Origin of the sequence: Crossiella cryophila (assembly GCF_014204915.1) — a bacterium.
Taxonomy (GTDB): Bacteria; Actinomycetota; Actinomycetes; order Mycobacteriales; family Pseudonocardiaceae; genus Crossiella; species Crossiella cryophila.
In genome coordinates, this window is record NZ_JACHMH010000001.1 from 9,416,115 (window position 1) to 9,432,939 (window position 16,825).

The window sequence follows — 16,825 nt, forward strand, 5'->3', positions numbered from 1 at the left end:
GGTTCAGCCGCGCACCAGGGCGACCAGCTGGGCCACGACCTCGTCCCTCGGCACGTCCTCACGCTCGCCGGTGCGCCGGTCCTTGACCTCGACCACGCCGTTGGCCAGCCCGCGACCGACCACCACGATGGTGGGCACGCCGACGAGTTCCGCGTCGGCGAACTTCACCCCCGGTGAGGCGGTGCGGTCGTCCAGGATCACCCGCACGCCCTGCGCGTCCAGCTCGGCGGCCAGCGATTCGCCGCCCTCGCGCAGCGTCTCGTCCTTGCCCGCGATGACCACGTGCACGTCGGCGGGCGCGATCTCGCGCGGCCAGATCAGCCCGCGGCCGTCGTGGTGCTGCTCGGCGACCGCGGCGACCGCGCGGGAGACGCCGATGCCGTAGGAGCCCATGGTGATCCGGACCGGCTTGCCGTCCGGGCCGAGCGCGTCCAGCCCGAAGGCGTCGGCGTACTTGCGGCCCAGCTGGAAGATGTGGCCGATCTCGATGCCGCGCGCGGCGACCAGCGCACCCGCGCCGTCCGGCGAGGGGTCGCCCTCGCGGATCTCGGCGGCCTCGATCACGCCGTCCGGGGTGAAGTCGCGGCCGGCCACCAGGTCGATCACGTGGTGGTCGGCCTGGTCCGCGCCGGTGACCCAGGCGGTGCCGGTGACGATGCGCGGGTCGGCGAGGTAGCGGACCCCGTTGTCCTGGATGGCCTTCGGGCCGATGTAGCCCTTGACCAGCCAGGCGTTGGCCTTGAAGTCGGCCTCCTCGAGCAGCGCGACCTCCAGCGGCGCCACGGATGCCTCCAGGCGCTTGAAGTCGACCTCGCGGTCGCCGGGCACGCCCACCGCGAGCAGGTCCCAGTCGGCGTCGCCGGGCTTGCGCACCTTGACCATGACGTTCTTCAGCGTGTCCGCGGCGGTGAACTCACGGCCGAGCCCCGCGGCGTTGAGGAAGTCGACCAGGGTGTCGATGGTCGGCGTCTTCGGCGTGTGGTGGACCTGCGCGGCGGGCAGTCCCTCGAGCGCGCGGGCGGGCGGGACCGGCGTGGTGACAGCCTCGACGTTGGCCGCGTAGCCGGACTCCAGGCACCGCACGAAGGTGTCCTCGCCGGTCTCGCTCTCGGCCAGGAACTCCTCGGAGGCCGAGCCGCCCATGGCGCCGGAGACCGCGGAGACGACCACGTACTTCAGGCCGAGCCGGTCGAAGATCCGGATGTAGGCCTCGCGGTGCAGCTCGTAGGAGCGCTTGAGGCCCTCGTCGTCCAGGTCGAAGGAGTAGGAGTCCTTCATGACGAACTCGCGGCCGCGCAGGATGCCCGCGCGGGGGCGCGCCTCGTCCCGGTACTTGTTCTGGATCTGGTAGAGCACGGCCGGGTAGTCCTTGTAGGAGCCGTACTCGCCCTTGACCATGAGGGTGAACAGCTCCTCATGGGTGGGTCCGAGCAGGTAGTCGGCCTTCTTGCGGTCCTTGAGCCGGAACAGGCCGTCGCCGTACTCGGTCCAGCGGCCGGTGGTCTCGTAGGGCTCCCTGGGCAGCAGCGCGGGGAAGTGCACCTCCTGGCCGCCGATGGCGTCCATCTCCTCGCGCACGACCTTCTCGATGTTGCGCAGCACCCGGTATCCCAGCGGCAGCCAGGAGAACATGCCCGGCGCGACCCTGCGGACGTAGCCGGCGCGCACGAGCAGCTTGTGGCTCGGCACCTCGGCGTCCGCCGGATCCTCGCGCAGCGTGCGCAGGAACAACGACGACATCCTGGTGATCACGACGGGACTCCTGGGGTTTCGGGATCGGGTGGACGTGCGCTGACAAGGCGCGCGGGAAAGCGTAGTGAAGGGTATCCGCGCAGCGCAGGCGGGTTGTCGGTGGCAGGGTCTAGCGTGCGCGCCATGACAGAGCGGACAGTGGGTTTGAGCATCGGCATGGTGACCATCGACTGCGCGGATCCGCAGGCGCAGGCCGGTTTCTGGACGCAGGTGCTGGGCGCCTCGGTCGCCGCGGACTACGGCGATTACGTGGTGCTCGCGCCGCCGGGTCCGGGCGCGACCGGGATCGGGTTGCAGCGGGTGCCCGAGGAGCGGGCCGGCAAGAACCGGGTGCACATCGACCTCACCGGACCCGATCCGGACGCGCAGATCGAGCGGGTGGTGGGGCTGGGCGCCCGGGTGCTGGCCACGCACAAGGTGCCGGGGCTGACCTGGACGGTGCTGGCCGACCCGGAGGGCAACGAGTTCTGCATCGCCAACCACGGCGATCCGGCCGAACTGGGCTGAGGACCTCGCGGTCGTCAGCCCGTGGTCGGTCGTGCCGGGGCGGGCAGCTGTTCGCCGTGGCTGACCCAGCGGTGCACGACCTCGAAACCGGCGCGCTGGTACACCCCGAGCGCGCCGGTCGGGTTGTCCGCGTCCACGCCGAGTGCGGCGCGCGGGAATCCGGCGGCGGCGCAGCGGGCGAGCACATCGGCGATCAGCGCGGCGGCCACGCCGCGACGGCGCCAGGGCCGGCGCACGCCGATGTCGCCGAGCCAGACCCGTTCCCTGCCCTGGTCGTCACGGTCGCGCTCACCGCGGAAGCAGAGCACGTAGCCGGCGATCTGGTCGCCGTCGTAGGCCAGGCGGGACAGGTCACGGCGGAAGATGCCGGAACCGACGAAGTTGTGCTGCCAGTAGTCGGGGTCGGCCTGCGGGCTGCCCCAGTGGTCGCCGAAGGTCTCCACGTAGGCGAGCCGGACCGCCTCGTCCGCGCTGACCGCGTGGTCGGCGAAGCGCAGTCCTTCGGGCACCGGCGCGGTGACCAGGGGTGCGGTGAGGTCGCACGTCATGTCGAAGAACCAGCGCACCGGTTCCATCCCGGCGACGGTGAGGATCTTCTCGTGGTCGGCGTCGCCGTGGTGGCGGCTCGCGTAGACGAAGCCGGGCAGGGCGCTGCCGCTGTCGCGGTGCATCCGCCGGGTGCGGTCGCGCTGCCAGCGCAGCAGGGCGGTGCCGATGCCGCCGCGGCGGTGGTCGGGGTGCACCGCGCCGTCGAGGCGGTACCGGAGTTCGGGCTCGCCGGTGGGTTTGCGGTGGACCAGGCCGATGGCGACGAGCGTGTCGCCGCGGAAGACGCCGAGGGAGTCGGTGGCCGGGTCGAAGCCGGGCACGGCCAGTTCCTCGGCGAGTTCGCTCGCGGAGTACTCCTCGCCGCCGGGGTCGACCTTCTGCGTGGCCGCGGTCAGTTCGGCCCAGGCCGGGGCATCGGCCGCGGTCAGGGGCCGGTGGATGAGGTCCGCGCCGAAGGTCTGCATGGGTAAGGAAGGTAAGGACCACCCGAGGAGGTGACGACTGAATTTCGCCGGGCCCCGGCCCGGATAGGGTGCGTTCGTGCTGGTGCTGCTCCCCCCTTCGGAAACCAAGGCCCCCGGCGGCGACGGGCCCACGCTCGCGGTGGACGGGCTGTTCGCGCCCGAGCTGAACCCGGTGCGGGAGAAGCTGCTGGACGCGCTGGTGGAACTGGCCGCCGACCTGCCGGCGAGCCTGGCCGCACTCGGCATCTCCGCACGGCAGTCCGCCGAGGTGGAACGCAACGCCGCACTGCGCCGCGCGCCGACCATGCCCGCGCTGTCCCGCTACACCGGGGTGCTCTACGACGCGCTGGACGTGCCGGGGTTCGGCAAGGCGGAGCTGGCGCGGGCGAACTCCCGGCTGGCGGTGGCCTCGGCGTTGTTCGGCGTGCTGGCCGCGGGCGACGGGATTCCGGCGTACCGGTTGTCCGGCGGCAGTGTGCTGCCCGCGATCGGACCGCTCGGCGCGCTGTGGCGGCCCGCGCTGGAGCCCGCGCTGTCCTCGGTGTCCGGGCTGGTGGTGGATCTGCGGTCGGGGGTGTACGCGAACCTGGCGAAGATCCCGGACGCGGTGACGGTGCGGGTGCTGACCGAGGACGCGCGGGGCAAGCGGACCGTGGTCAGCCACCACAACAAGTCGCACAAGGGCAGGCTGGCGCGGGCGCTGGCGACGACCAGGTCCGAACCGTCCACTGTGGACGGAGTGCGCAAGGTCGCGGTGGCCGCGGGCATGCGGGTGGAGAGAGCAGGGGAACTGGCCCTGGACGTGATCGTCAGCGGCTGAGTCGTCGCCGCGGAAATTCGGTTGTGCGCCGACGGTCGTGGTCGGCATGCTGCGTTCGCACGTACCGGTGCCGGTGCTCATACCGGCTGGGTCGAGGAGGTGGGACCGATGGAACTTGCCATCGCCCTGGGCGCGGTTCGCCGTTGCCCGCCAGTTCTCCCCGCCGGTCGCTGACGTCTTTCTCGCGCGCACGGCTGGGGTGTAGTCACCTAGGAGACCCAGCGTGCGCAGGCACGAGTACGACAACGCCTTCAGTTCATCCCGCACCCCGCGCCGTAAGAAGCGCTTCGACGACGAGGAACCGCGCGACGCGACCCGGCGGCGGCGCTTCGAGGAGCTGTCCCGCTCCGAACGCGGCCCCGGCCCCGTGCCGGACTGGCTGGTCACCGACCCGGACACGACCGATGTCGAACTGGGTGTGCTCAAGACCGGCAAGGAAGCCGATGTGCACCTGATCGAGCGGACCGGCGCGGACGGGACCTCCTGTCTGCTGGCCGCCAAGCGGTACCGCGCCCGCGAACACCGCATGTTCCACCGCGACGCCGGCTACCTGGACGGCCGCAAGGTCGCCGAGTCCCGGCAGATGCGCGCGATGGCGCAGCGCACCTCCTTCGGCCGCGACGTGATCAGCCAGCAGTGGGCGGTCGCCGAGTTCGCCGTGCTCAGCCGGTTGTGGCTGGCCGGGGTGCCGGTGCCGTATCCGGTGCAGCTGGCCAACACCGAGTTGCTGCTGGAGTTCCTCGGCGAACCCGACGGCACCGCCGCGCCGCGGCTGGCCCAGCTCCGCCCGGACCCGGACGAGCTGCGCGGCCTGTGGCGGCAACTGGTGCAGGCGATGCTGGACCTGGCCGCCCAGGGCCTGACCCACGGCGACCTGTCCGCGTTCAACCTGCTGGTGCACCGCGGGCGGTTGATGCTGATCGACCTGCCGCAGGCGGTGGACCTGGTCGCCAACCCGGCGGCGAGCGGCTACCTGGATCGCGATGTGCGCGGGGTGTGCGACTGGTTCGTCAGCCGCGGCCTGTCCCCCGGCGTGGCCGATCCGGACTGGCTGACCGACCTGCTGGCCAGGGAGGCCGGCATCCGCTGAACCGGCTGAACCGCCGCGCACCGGAGTCCAACCGGTGGGCGCCGCTGTCCGCTTCGTGGACACCGCGCGCCCACCGGTCCACGCCGCTCTGACCTGTGCGGACGTTAGCTCGCTCACTCAGAGCTGGATCGGTGCGGAGCATCTCCGGACACCAGCTACACTGATCAGGTACCGCGATCGGGCGGACGACCGATGGTCGCCGTCCAGCCACACTGAACGGCCCGTGGTGCCAAACCACCCACCAGAGGCGCGCAACGCGCCGGGCTCGTCCTTGCGATCAGCTCCCGAAACGCCATCCATGGCGTGGGGCATCCCCGAGACGTGCCATGTCTCGGAGGTCATCTGTGTCCGTTGACACATCTGTCAGTCCCGCTCGCCCTGAGGACGCCGAGGGCGTCGTCGAGCAGGCGGTTCCTTCCTTCAGCGAGCTTGGTCTGCCGCTCCCGGTCGTCCAGGCGCTGACGCGCAAGGGCATCATCACCCCGTTCCCGATCCAGGCCGCCGCGATGCCCGACGCGCTCGCCGGCAAGGACGTGCTCGGACGGGGTCAGACCGGTTCCGGCAAGACCCTCGCGTTCGGCCTGCCGATGCTGACCCGCCTGGCCGGCTCGCACGCCAAGCCGCGCCAGCCGCGTGGCCTGGTGCTGGTGCCGACCCGCGAACTCGCGATGCAGGTCCAGGACTCGCTCACCGACTACGCCGACGCGCTCGGCCTGACCTGCCGCATGGTCGTCGGTGGCACCTCGTTCCCGAAGCAGATCAGCGCGCTGCGCCGCGGCGTCGACCTGCTGATCGCCACCCCCGGCCGGCTGGCCGACCACGTGCGCCAGGGCACCGCGGACCTGTCCGAGGTCACCGTGACCGCGCTGGACGAGGCCGACCAGATGGCCGACATGGGCTTCCTGCCCCAGGTCCGCGAGCTGCTCGACCTGGTCGCCGCCGACGGTCAGCGCCTGCTGTTCTCCGCGACCCTCGACGGTGACGTGGACAAGCTGGTCCGCCAGTACCTGAAGAACCCGGTCACGCACTCGACCGCGCCCTCCTCGGCCAGCGTGACGACCATGGACCACCACGTGCTCCTGATCTCCGCCGAGGACAAGAACACCATCGTGGCCGAGGTCGGCGCGCGGGACGGCCGCACGATCATGTTCGTGCGCACCAAGCACACCGTGGACCGCCTGACCAAGAAGCTGCGCAGCCTGGGCGTTCGCGCCGGCGCGCTGCACGGCGGCAAGACCCAGGGCGCCCGCACCCGGACGCTGGCCGAGTTCCGCGAGGGCATCGCCCCCGTGCTGGTCGCCACCGACGTCGCCGCCCGCGGCATCCACGTCGACGGCGTCAGCCTGGTCCTGCACGTGGACCCGCCGGCCGACCCCAAGGACTACCTGCACCGCGCGGGCCGCACCGCACGGGCCGGCGAGTCGGGCACCGTGGTCACCCTGGTGCTGCACAACCAGCGCCGCTCGGTGCAGGCGATGACCGGCAAGGCCGGCGTCAGCCCGGTGACCACCAAGGTCCGCCCCGGCGACCAGGCGCTGATCCAGCTGACCGGCGCCCGCGAGCCCAGCGGCGAGCCGATCCCGGACGAGCCGGAGCGTCCCGTGGGCCGCCGCAAGTTCGGCGACCGGCCGGAGCGTGGCGAGGGCGGCGGCGGTTACCGCGGCCGCAGCAGCTGGAGCGACCGTGGTCAGGGTGGCCGGCCGAACCGCTTCAAGCCGAGCACCGACGAGCGCGGCGGCGCGTCCCGGCGGGACTACACCGAGGCCCGGCGCGACTTCCGCGACAGCGGCGAGGGCCGGTCCGACTCGACCTACCGCGGTGGCGGCGAGTACCGGTCCAACGACCGCGGCGGCTACCGCGGCAGTGACAACCGGAGCAGCGACAACCGCGGCGCCGACAGCCGGGGCGGCGACTTCCGCCGCACCGACGACTCCCGCGGCCCCCGCGAGGGCGGCTACCGCGACAACGCCTCCCGCGACAGCGCGCCCCGCGAGGGCGGCTACCGGGAGAACCGTTACCCAGGTAACCGTTATTCGGAGAACCGCGCAGGCAGCGGCGGCTCCTATGGCGAGAACCGCGGCTACGGCGAGAACCGCTCCGCCGGCGAGCGCACCGCTGGTGGCGGTGACCGCTACCGCAGTGGGGGCGACCGCTACCGCTCGGAAAACCGCAGCGAGGGTCGTTACGACACCCCCCGCTCGGACAACCGGCACAGCGCGGGCACTGGCAGCACCGGCGAGAACCGCTACCGCACCGAGAACCGCTCCGGCGGCGACAACCGGCGCGCGGGCGGCGAAGGCTGGCGCGGCGGCGAAGGTCGCCCGAGCGGCAACCGCAGCAGCAGTGGCGGCTGGCAGCAGCGCCGCCACACCGGCGGCGCGACCCACCGCCCGAGCGCGGGTCGCTGACTAGTAGCTGATTAGCAGTACAGACGGGGCGGCCCCGGCACCAGATCGATGGTGCCGGGGCCGCCCCGTTTTGGTTGGTTCCGCTGGTTCCGCGGTGGCGCGGCCGGGTCGTGGCGGGGAGGCGCGTCGACCGTGGCTGGCCGGATACGGTGTCGGCGCGGTCCGACTGGTTCGCGTGATCGCGGAGCGCTGAGCACGGCACGCTGTTACCTAGTTATCCGTTCGCACAGCCGTCGCTTCTTGCGGTCGCCTCTTCGCTCGACCACTCCCTTGCCCGGCCATCCGGCCGACGTCGCCGCGGACTCGCACAGTCGCTCCGTAGCGGAGTCGCGGAGTCGCGGAGTCGCGGAGCACGCCCCAGCACCCCGCCAGGCCCGACCGTGCCCTCAGTCCCCCAACCGCCCCACCGCGCCCGCGATCAGCTCGAACGCCCCGGCAGCTCCGCGGCAAGACCCGCGACCGGCCCGACCACGATGATCGCCGGCGGCCGGATGCCCTCATCCCGGATCGCCGCACCCAGACCTTCCAACGTGCAGCGCAGCACGCGTTGGCTCCGGGTCGCGCCCTCCTGGATCACCGCTACCGGGGTGTCCGCGGGGCGGCCGTGTTCGATCAGTGCGGCGGCGAAGACCTCGGCCCGCTCGACCGCCATCAGCAGCACCAGGGTGCCTCGTAGCTGGGCCAGCAGTGACCAGTCGACCAGTGAGCGTGGGTCGTCCGGCGCGACGTGGCCGGAGACCACGACCACCTCGTGCGCCACCCCGCGGTGTGTCACCGGCACCTCGGCCAGGGCGGGCACGGCGAACGCGCTGGTCACGCCGGGGACGACGGTGACCGGCACACCTGCTTCGGCGCAGGCGATCAGTTCCTCGAAGCCGCGGCCGAAGACGTAGGAGTCGCCGCCCTTGAGGCGGACGACGAACTTCCCGGCCAGGGCGTTCTCGATCAGTGTCTTGTTGATGAACTCCTGGCTGGCCGCGCGGCCGTAGGGGATCTTGGCCGCGTCCACGACCTCGGCCTGTGGTGGCAGGTCCTCCAGCAGCTCGCGTGGTGCGAGCCGGTCGGCGACCACGACATCCGCCCTGGCCAGCAGTCTGCGGCCGCGTACGGTGATCAGCTCCGGATCGCCGGGACCACCCCCGACCAGTGCGACGCCGGGCAGTTCGCCGGTACGCACCCTCGGGTCGGGGCCCGCGTGCGCGTCGTCGAGCTGGCCGGTGCGCAGCGCGTCCAGCACGGTGTCGCGCACCGCGGCCGAGCGCAGTGGCCTGCCACCGGACAGGACCCCGAACAGCAGTCCGTCGTGCTCCCCCATCGCGGGCGTGACCGCGGTGCCCTTGACGCCGATGTCGGCGCGCACGCAGAACACCCGTCGCGCCTCCGCCTCGGCTACCACCGCGGCGTTGACCTCGGGATCGTCCGCGCAGGCCAGGGCGTACCAGGCGGCGTCGAGATCACCCTCGGTGTAGCGGCGGCGGGTCCAGGTGATCTCGCCGGCCTGGGCCATGGCATCCACCGCGGGAGTCGCCTCGGGGGCGATGACCTCCACCGCCGCGCCGACCGCGACCAGCCGGGGCAGGCGACGCTGGGCGACGGTGCCGGCTCCGATGATGACGACCCGGCGGCCGGTGAGGTCCAGTCCGGCCAGATAGTGGTGCTCTGCGTGCATGTGAAACAGCATGCCCCGGGCCGCTGTGAAGTCCACGATGACGTCGCCGAGCTGTGGTGATGACCATATCGGTCATTGACCGGAATATTCCTCAGCATGAAACCGCGAGGGCGGGGCGGCCCCACGCCGCCCCGCCCTCGATCACTCGCCCAGTCAGACCGCCAGGGCCGGGTAGTCGGTGTAGCCGCGGTGGTCGCCGCCGTAGAAGGTGGCCGGGTCGGCCTCGTTCAGGTCCGCGCCGGCGCGGAACCGCGCGGGCAGGTCCGGGTTGGCCAGGAACTGCCTGCCGAAGGCGACCAGGTCGCAGGCGCCGTCGGCGATCGCCTGCTCGCCGTGCTCCCTGCCGGTCGGGGCGCCGTCGTTGTTCGGGGAGAGGATGACCGTGCCCGACCACTGGGCGCGCAGCGTGCGGGTGAACTCGCGGCCCGCGCTCTCCACGATGTGCAGGTAGGCCAGGCCCAGCGGGGCGATCTCGCGCAGCAGCGCCGGGTACAGCTCCTCGGTCTCGGTCTCACTGATCCCGTTGAAGGTGTTCGCCGGGGAGATGCGCAGGCCGACGCGCTCCGGGCCGATCGCCTTGGCGACCTCGGTGGCCACCTCGACGGCGAACCGGATGCGGTTGGCCACCGAGCCGCCGTACTTGTCCGTGCGCTGGTTGCTGCCGCTGGCCAGGAACTGCTGGATCAGGTAGCCGTTCGCCCCGTGCAGCTCGACACCGTCGGCACCGGCCCGAATCGCGTTGCGCGCGGCCTCGACGAACTCGGCCACGGTCTGCTCGACCTCGGCGGTGGTCAGTTCACGCGGCGTCTCGTTGTCCACCAGGCCCTCATAGGTGAAGGTCTGCCCCTCGGCGAGCACCGGCGACGGCGCCACCTGCGGCTCGCCGCCGTGCAGCGAGGAGTGGCCGATGCGCCCGGTGTGCATGATCTGGATGAAGATGCGGCCGCCCTCGGCGTGCACCGCGTCGGTGACCTTGCGCCAGCCCGCGACCTGCGCGTCGGTGTGCAGGCCGGGCGTGGTCACGTAGCCCTGGCCGATCGCCGACGGCTGGGTGCCCTCGGTGACGATCAGGCCGGCGCCGGCCCGCTGGGCGTAGTAGGTGGCCATCAGGTCGGTCGGCACCCCGTCCCGGTCGGCCCGGTTACGCGTCATCGGGGACAGGACGATGCGGTTGGCCAGCCCGAGGCCGCCGATCTTCGCCTCGTCGAACAGGGTGCTCACGTGCGTCCTCCACAAGTTTTTCCCGACTGGCTTACTTTCCATAAGCTTCCCGACCGAAGGTTAGCTTGTCAAGCGGAAGGCGCTAATCGGAGGTAAGCTGCGCGAATGGACCAGATCACCCCCTACTGTCCGCAGTTCCAGGACGCCATGGAGGTGCTCGGTCGCCGGTGGACCGGGGCGATCGTGCGCGCCATGCTGGCCGGCCGGACCAGGTTCTCCGAGCTGACCGAGACCATCCCCGACCTGACCGACCGGCTGCTGTCGATCCGGCTCAAGGAGCTGGAGAGCGAGGGCATCGTCACCCGGCACGTGGAGCCGACCCGGCCGGTGCGCATCGAGTACCGGCTGACGGACAAGGGCCGCGAGCTGGCCGACGTGGTGATCCTGCTCGGCGACTGGGCGCACCGGCACGCCCCGCCGGAGGTGCAGGCCCAGTACGCCGCGATGAAGGCGGCCCAGGCGGCGAGCGAGGCGGCGGCGCGATCAGCCGAATCCGCCACCGCGGCGCCGGTCAATCAGACCTGAGAAGAATTCGGATAACCGAAAAAGCTCTGCCTGCCCCGGGCGGCGGATGGGGCAGGCAGAGCAGTCTCTCTTCGGCGCGATCAGCACACTGGATGCGGATTTGACCGCCCGCCGCGAACTCATCGCGGAACAACCACTTCGTGCTTCGTACTCCGATCTCCGGCACCGCGGCGTCGGGGGGCTTCGGATAATCCCTTCGCCACCACTCGTGCTGTAGTGGCCACCACTTGCCTGCCGTGACAGGCCCGTTTCTCGACCTCCCCGAGTCTGGCCCGACTACGTCCCGGTGCTAAGTCAATGCCAACACGCGGCCAACAGGCTGGTCAACTGCACGGAAGTTGGATTCTCCGGGGCCTGTGGAAACACGATCCGCGACGATTACCGGACGGTCACGGCCACAGAATTGACCGAACCAGCGAGTTCGACTGTCCCGGGTACACATTCGGTTGAACTCGCGCACGCGGCCGGTTCACTTCGGGCCGGATTTCTCAGTGTCCGGGGGCCCTGTGGATAGCCGCCACACCGATCACGACGGCGGTGCTAGCGTCGAAGGCGGCCGGGTCCAGCTCGGCCAGCGGGATCCACCGGGCGGCCTGGTCTGGCCGGCCCGGGTTGCGGACCACACCGGCGGGGGTGTCCGGTCCGCGGGATTCCAGCAGCGCGGTGAGGACCTCGGTCGCCAGGGTTTGCCAGGCGGTCGTGGGGCTCAGCCAGAGCGGCAGGTCGCTCGCGGCGAGTCCACGGAGACGCTGTTCCTGTTCGGGCCAGGGCTGGGCCGCGGACAGCAGCAGCTCGATGTGGCCGCCGGGTGCGGTGGTGCCGCGGTGTGGTGCCGCGCCCGGGAACGGGGTGGGCACGGCGACGTTGGGCGTCTCGCCGGTGCGCGGCTCGGTGGTCGGGTGCCGGTCGGTGGCGTGCTCGTGCTCCGCGGACGGGCGGGTTGCCGCGGCGTTGTTGGGCCCTGCGGGCGCGGGCGGTATGGCAACGATGTCGGGGCCGACAGGCGGGTGCAGTGCTGCAACGCTGTCGGGGCCGACAGGCGGGTGCAGTGCTGCAACGCTGTCGGGGCCGATGGGCGGGTGCGGTGCTGCGACGTCCGCGGAACTTGTGGGTGCATGCGGTGCCGCGATGTCCTCGGGCTCGGCGGTGGCATGCGGTGCTGCAACGCCTTCCGGGCTCGCAGGCGAATGCTGTCCTGTGGACGAATGCGGTGCCGCGGGTGCATGAAGTGCCGCGTCGTCTTCGGGCCCGGCGGGTGCATGCGGTGCTGTGACGTCCGCGGATGCTGCGGGCGGGCGGGGTGCTGCGGCGTTGGCGGGCCTTGCGGGCGCGGGCCGGGTCACGGCGGCGGCGGAGTCCGCGGGCGAGAGTGGTGCTGTGGGTGGCTGGTGTGCCGTGGTCGGCTGCGCGGTTGCGGCTGACTGCGCGGTTGCGGCCGGGGTTGGCTGTGGGCCGGGGAGGGGTGGGGCGCTCAGCAGGGCTGTGGCGGCTACTGCTGTTGGGGACAGGCCGGGGACGGCGATCACAGTGATCTCCGGGCCGGTGGTGGGGGCGATTGGGCTCAGCAGGGCCACGGCGCGGCCGGCGGTGGCCAGGTCAACGGCCTGGGTGGCTGCTTCCTGGGGGTTGCCGCTGGACCACAGTTCGGTGCCGGGGCGGACCAGGGTGCGGACCTGGGACAAGGCTTGTTCGGTGCCGACGACCACCGCGGCTTTGCGGAGTTCCGCTTCGGCTCGGGGGACGCGCAGGTCGGGGTGGCCGGGGCCGAGGTCGATGACGGCCAGGCGGCCTCGGGGGCGGATGCGGGCCGCCGCGACGGTGACGTTGCCGCGTGGGGTTTTCTCGGCGGCGAGTTCGGTGGGGGCGCCCTGGGCGAGGGTGGCGGCGGCGTGCAGGGCGGCGGCTTCGGCGACGCTGGGGGTGCCGGTGGTGGTGTTGACCTGGGGGCTGGGGTTGGGGACCTGGATGGTGGCCAGGGTGGTGGCCGGGTAGTGCAGCAGGCGGGGGGTTCGGGCGGTCCAGAAGCCGTGGTCCTCGACGGCTTCGGCGATGCCGGGTTCGGTGGCCTTGGTGTCGACGGTAGCGAAGGCGAGCACCGCGCGGTGGTCCAGGCGGTGTTCGTCGGTCAGGGCGGCTACCGCGGTGGTGACGGCGGTGGTGGACACGCCGCTGCCCGCGCCGATGCCGACGACCAGGGTCCGGGGCACCAGGCGCAGGACCTGGCCTTCGGGTTCCGGGCTGGGCAGGCGGTCGTCGACCAGGACTGTCCACTGTGGACTCTCGTCGCCGAGGGGGGTGTCGGAGAGCAGGACGTTGGCCGGGAGGGCGGGGAGGGGGAAGCCGAGGGGGTTGGCCAGGCGGACGCGTTCGCCTGCCAGCACGGCGGCACCGCAGGCGGTGAGGTCGCCGTCGACGGCGGCGTCGAGGAGTTCGGCCAGCTCGTCCAGTGGGGTGGTGCCGGTGGCGTGTTCGGCGGCAGTGACGACCGCGGTGCCGCCGAGGATCTCGGCCACCTGTTCGGCCAGGTCGCGGGCGTTGCCAGCTGGGCCGTCGATGAGGGCTACCGCGAACCGTTCCGCCTCGTCGACGCAGACCACGGCCGGGTCGTTGTGGCGTTCGCGCAGCAGCGGGGCGAGCAGGCGGATGGTGGAGTCGGTGGCGAGCAGGAACACCGCGGCGTCCAGCTGGGGCCACAGGCGTTCCAGTGCGGGGCGGACCGGGCCGTCGGCGAGCACGGCGGCGGGGCCGAGGCGGCCAGCGAGTTCGGCGGCGGCTTGCCTTCCGGCGGCGCTCGCCGCGAACAGCCCGATCACGCGGGCAACGCTATCCGGCGTCCTCGCGGCGGCCGAACAGCAGGGTCGTCGGATTGACCGCGGTGAGGGTGCTCGATCCGTTGGACAGCGTGCCCAGCCGGGCGACGCTGAGCTGGCAACCGTCGACCTGGTAACCGCCGCCGCGCAGCGCGTTTCGGCAGGAGGCGACCTCGTCCAGCGCGTTGAGACCGACGACCACGCGTTCCGCGCCGACCGCGGCACATGCCTCGACGACCTTGGGACCGCCGCCGCCGACGTAGACCGCGTCGGGGGTGGGCAGGCCGGAGAGCACCGCGGGGGCCTCGCCCTCGACCATCCGGACGTCCACGCCGTGGTTGACCGCGTTGGCCACGATCCGCATGGTGTGCACCGGATTGCGCTCCACCGCGATCACCGCGGCGCCCAACCGTCCACATTCGACACCCAGCGCGCCCGAACCAGCGCCGACGTCCCACACCAGCATCCCGGGCCGCGGCGCGAGCCGGGCCAGAGCGAGGGCGCGGACCTCGGCGGAGGCGACCATGCCGTCGCGGTGGGCGAACGCCTCCTCGGGCAGGGCCCAGCCGCCGACCGCGGGCACCGGTTCGCCGCCCAGGTACCAGCCCGGCTCCGGCACCAGGCCGGGATCGGTGAGGCACAGCACCAGGTTCGGGTCCTTCCAGCGCCGTTTCGCGGCCTTGGCCGGGGAGATCGAGGTGACGTTCTCGTCCGGGCCGCCCAGGTCCTCGGCCACGATCAGGGTGCGCCGCCAGCCCAGCAGGCCGGCGCCGATCTCGGCCGGACCGGCCACGCCCTCGGTGAACACCGCGACCGCGGGGCGGGCGCGGCAGACGTTGAGCGCCTTGCGCAGTTCGCGGCCCTGGGCGTTGACCACGGTGACGTCGTCGCTGGAGCGGCCGATGCGGGCGAGCAGGCGCTGCACGGTGGAGAGCGCGGGCACCACCTGGGCGCGGATGTTGCGGGCCCGGATCTCCCGCAGGATCCCGAAATACCCGGGGTCGCCGTGGTCGAGCACCACGGCGGGGCCGTCCTCGTCGGTGAGCGAGCCGAGCGCGGAGAGCGCGGGCCCGAGCGGACCGAGTTCGATCCGGCGCGCGCCTTCGGGCGCGTGCAGTTCCAGCAGCCGACGCCTGCCGATGACCAGCCGCGCGTCGGCAAGGGCCTTCTGCGCGTCGGGGACCAGGGGACCGCCGTCGACGCCGACCACAGTGACCGTCATGTCGCCACCCACTCCGCCTCGGTTACGGCCACCAGCGGCCGACCTGAAGTCGATCATGGCAACGCCGGGCCGGATCCGCTGGCGCGGCTCGCCGATGAACCGTTGAAGTACCCGAGTGGCGGCGGACGCGCGGCGACAACGCCGAGCGTCGCGCTAAGTCCTCGTCCGCCGTCATCGGGTCAGCTGCTCCGCGGAGTCCGTTTGGTCCGCCGGGTGGCGGTGGACTTCGCCTTGTTCTTGCCTGCGGCGGGTTTTCCCGCCGTCGACGCCTTCATCGCGGGCTGGGCCGGGGTGGCCGCCTGCGATTCGGTCCTGGGGGCTTCGACCTCGACCGCGACCTTGACCGTCTCGATCCGCGGGGTCCCGGCCGGGGTGTCGGCCTGGGGTCGCTCGATGGCGGGGGCGGTGCCGTGGTGGGCCGGAACCTGCTGTGCCGCAGTGGTTTTCGCGCCGGGCGCGGTCGCGGCGGGGGTTGCCGCGCCGGTCCGGCCAGCGCTGGCGAAGCCGTTGCTGGTCTGGCCGTAGCCGGTGCCGGTCTGGTCGGCGCCGGCGAAGCCGTTGCCGGTCTGGCCGGTGCCGGTCGGGTGCGCGGCGTGCACGCTCGAGGTGGCCGTGGCCGCGCCGTTCATGCCCGCGGTGGCTGCGCCGTTCGAGCCTGCGCCGTTCGAGCCTGCGGCGGCCGGGCTGTTCGTGCTGACGCCGTTCGTGGCCGTGCCGTTCGTGGCCGCACTGTTCGTGGCTGGGCCGGGTTTGGCGGCGCGGTTCTGCTCGTCGTGCAGGGCCAGGGTGACCTGGCCGGAGCGGGTGGCGGCCGCGGCGGCGGCGCGCTTGGAGGCGCCGGTGCGGTAGCGGGCGCCTGCCCGGGAGGAGCGGGTGGACTCGAGCTGGTCGCGGCCGGACCACCAGGTGTTCGGGGTAGCGGGGGTGTCGGCTTCGGCCTCGACCACGGCTTCGGGGGGCTGGCCCGCGGCGAGGCGTTCGGCGCGGCGGGCGGTGAAATCACTGCGGCGGTAGCTCGTCGCCGGGCGGGTACCTGGCTGGTACAGCCGGGCCCGCTGGCCACCGGCGCGCAGCACCTGGCCGATCAGGAACAGCGTCTGCCGCCAGAGCTTGTGCTCCTTGACCGTGCCCAGCAGTTCGCCGAGCGTGGTCTGCACGAGCAGCTCGTCCGGCCAGCTCGTCTTGTACGCCACCACGACCGGGGTGTCCTCGGCGTAGCCGCCCGCGCGCAGCTCCTCGACGAGCTGTTCGGTGCGGGCCGCGGACAGCGCGACCGCCATGGTGCCGCCGTGCGCGGCCAGTTCACGCAGCTTCTCGCCATCCGGCAGCGCGCCGGTGTCGCCCTCGGGCCTGGTCAGCACGACCGGTGCGGCGGCCGAGACCGGGCCAAGCTCACGGCCTGCCGCGGCCGCGGCGGCGGACAGGGTCGAGACGCCGGGGACGATCTCGACTTCCAGGCCGATCTTCTGCGCGGCGTCGTACTGCTCCTGCACCGCGCCCCAGAGGGTGGCGTCGCCGGAGTGCAGGCGCACCACGGACAACTTCTTCACCGCGGCCCGGCGGTAGACGTCGAGGATCTGCTCGTGGCCCACCCGGGAGCAGTCGATCAGCTCGGCCTCGGCGGTGGCGTGTTCGCGCACGCAGTCGGCGTCGACGACCGTGGGCGACCACACCACGATGTCCGCCTCGGCGATCCGCCGCGCGCCCCGCAGCGTGATCAGGTCGGCGGCACCGGGCCCCGCGCCGATGAACGAGATCCGACCACTCACAGCAGTTCCCCTCTCCCGC

General features: G+C 72.4%; 12 protein-coding genes. 5 read left to right on the forward strand and 7 right to left on the reverse strand.

Features of this window, described 5'->3' with window-relative positions; all coding sequences use genetic code 11:
- Positions 1-3: 3 nt before the first annotated feature.
- Positions 4-1,752 carry a proline--tRNA ligase gene (locus tag HNR67_RS40415; RefSeq protein ID WP_185008858.1) on the reverse strand — a complete coding sequence of 583 codons (1,749 nt, stop codon included), beginning with the start codon at positions 1,750-1,752 and terminating at the stop codon, positions 4-6.
- 138 nt (positions 1,753-1,890) lie between these two features.
- Here HNR67_RS40415 and HNR67_RS40420 point away from each other — a divergent pair, with 138 nt between their 5' ends.
- Complete coding sequence (locus HNR67_RS40420) at positions 1,891-2,259, forward strand: VOC family protein (protein ID WP_185011677.1); 369 nt, start codon at positions 1,891-1,893, stop codon at positions 2,257-2,259.
- A gap of 14 nt (positions 2,260-2,273) precedes the next feature.
- On the opposite strand, the gene HNR67_RS46045 is transcribed toward HNR67_RS40420, so the two are convergent.
- Positions 2,274-3,272, reverse strand: a complete 999-nt coding sequence (locus HNR67_RS46045; RefSeq protein WP_185008860.1) for a GNAT family N-acetyltransferase — start codon at positions 3,270-3,272, stop codon at positions 2,274-2,276.
- 76 nt (positions 3,273-3,348) lie between these two features.
- Between HNR67_RS46045 and yaaA the strand changes: the two genes are divergently transcribed.
- The 3 genes from yaaA (at position 3,349) to HNR67_RS40440 (ending at position 7,590) form a co-directional block, all read left to right on the forward strand.
- Positions 3,349-4,092, forward strand: a complete 744-nt coding sequence (gene yaaA, locus HNR67_RS40430) for a peroxide stress protein YaaA (protein ID WP_185008862.1) — start codon at positions 3,349-3,351, stop codon at positions 4,090-4,092.
- Positions 4,093-4,315: 223 nt separating this feature from the next.
- Positions 4,316-5,182, forward strand: coding sequence for a serine protein kinase RIO (locus tag HNR67_RS40435; RefSeq protein ID WP_185008864.1), 867 nt, complete (start codon positions 4,316-4,318; stop codon positions 5,180-5,182).
- A gap of 326 nt (positions 5,183-5,508) precedes the next feature.
- Complete coding sequence (locus tag HNR67_RS40440; RefSeq protein WP_185008866.1) at positions 5,509-7,590, forward strand: DEAD/DEAH box helicase; 2,082 nt, start codon at positions 5,509-5,511, stop codon at positions 7,588-7,590.
- A gap of 418 nt (positions 7,591-8,008) precedes the next feature.
- Here HNR67_RS40440 and cobA read toward each other — a convergent pair whose 3' ends face one another.
- Both cobA and HNR67_RS40450 read right to left on the reverse strand, forming a co-directional pair.
- Positions 8,009-9,259 (reverse strand): uroporphyrinogen-III C-methyltransferase, encoded by a 1,251-nt coding sequence (cobA, locus tag HNR67_RS40445; protein WP_185008868.1) that lies wholly within the window; start codon positions 9,257-9,259, stop codon positions 8,009-8,011.
- A gap of 153 nt (positions 9,260-9,412) precedes the next feature.
- Entirely contained in the window at positions 9,413-10,480 is a 1,068-nt protein-coding gene (locus tag HNR67_RS40450; protein WP_185008870.1) for an alkene reductase, read from the reverse strand.
- A 105-nt stretch (positions 10,481-10,585) separates the two neighbouring features.
- On the opposite strand from HNR67_RS40450, the gene HNR67_RS40455 reads away from it, so the two are divergent.
- Positions 10,586-11,005, forward strand: coding sequence for a winged helix-turn-helix transcriptional regulator (locus HNR67_RS40455; RefSeq protein ID WP_185008872.1), 420 nt, complete (start codon positions 10,586-10,588; stop codon positions 11,003-11,005).
- A gap of 488 nt (positions 11,006-11,493) precedes the next feature.
- Here HNR67_RS40455 and HNR67_RS40460 read toward each other — a convergent pair whose 3' ends face one another.
- The 3 genes from HNR67_RS40460 to HNR67_RS43955 all read right to left on the reverse strand — a co-directional run bounded on the left by HNR67_RS40460 (position 11,494) and on the right by HNR67_RS43955 (position 16,806).
- Entirely contained in the window at positions 11,494-13,818 is a 2,325-nt protein-coding gene (locus HNR67_RS40460; RefSeq protein ID WP_185008873.1) for a cobalamin biosynthesis protein, read from the reverse strand.
- Positions 13,819-13,828: 10 nt separating this feature from the next.
- On the reverse strand, positions 13,829-15,037 hold the full coding sequence (gene cbiE, locus HNR67_RS40465) for a precorrin-6y C5,15-methyltransferase (decarboxylating) subunit CbiE (RefSeq protein ID WP_185008875.1): 1,209 nt from the start codon (positions 15,035-15,037) through the stop codon (positions 13,829-13,831).
- A gap of 179 nt (positions 15,038-15,216) precedes the next feature.
- Complete coding sequence (locus tag HNR67_RS43955; protein WP_221490214.1) at positions 15,217-16,806, reverse strand: cobalt-precorrin-4/precorrin-4 C(11)-methyltransferase; 1,590 nt, start codon at positions 16,804-16,806, stop codon at positions 15,217-15,219.
- Between the last annotated feature and the right edge of the window lie 19 nt (positions 16,807-16,825).

Coding starts and splice junctions, on each gene's coding strand:
- HNR67_RS46045 (WP_185008860.1), bottom strand. CDS start 3,272: ATGCAGACCTTCGGCGCGGACCTCATCCACCGGCCCCTGACCGCGGCC.
- HNR67_RS40440 (WP_185008866.1), top strand. CDS start 5,509: ATGTCTCGGAGGTCATCTGTGTCCGTTGACACATCTGTCAGTCCCGCT.
- cobA (WP_185008868.1), bottom strand. CDS start 9,259: ATGCACGCAGAGCACCACTATCTGGCCGGACTGGACCTCACCGGCCGC.
- HNR67_RS40455 (WP_185008872.1), top strand. CDS start 10,586: ATGGACCAGATCACCCCCTACTGTCCGCAGTTCCAGGACGCCATGGAG.
- cbiE (WP_185008875.1), bottom strand. CDS start 15,037: ATGACGGTCACTGTGGTCGGCGTCGACGGCGGTCCCCTGGTCCCCGAC.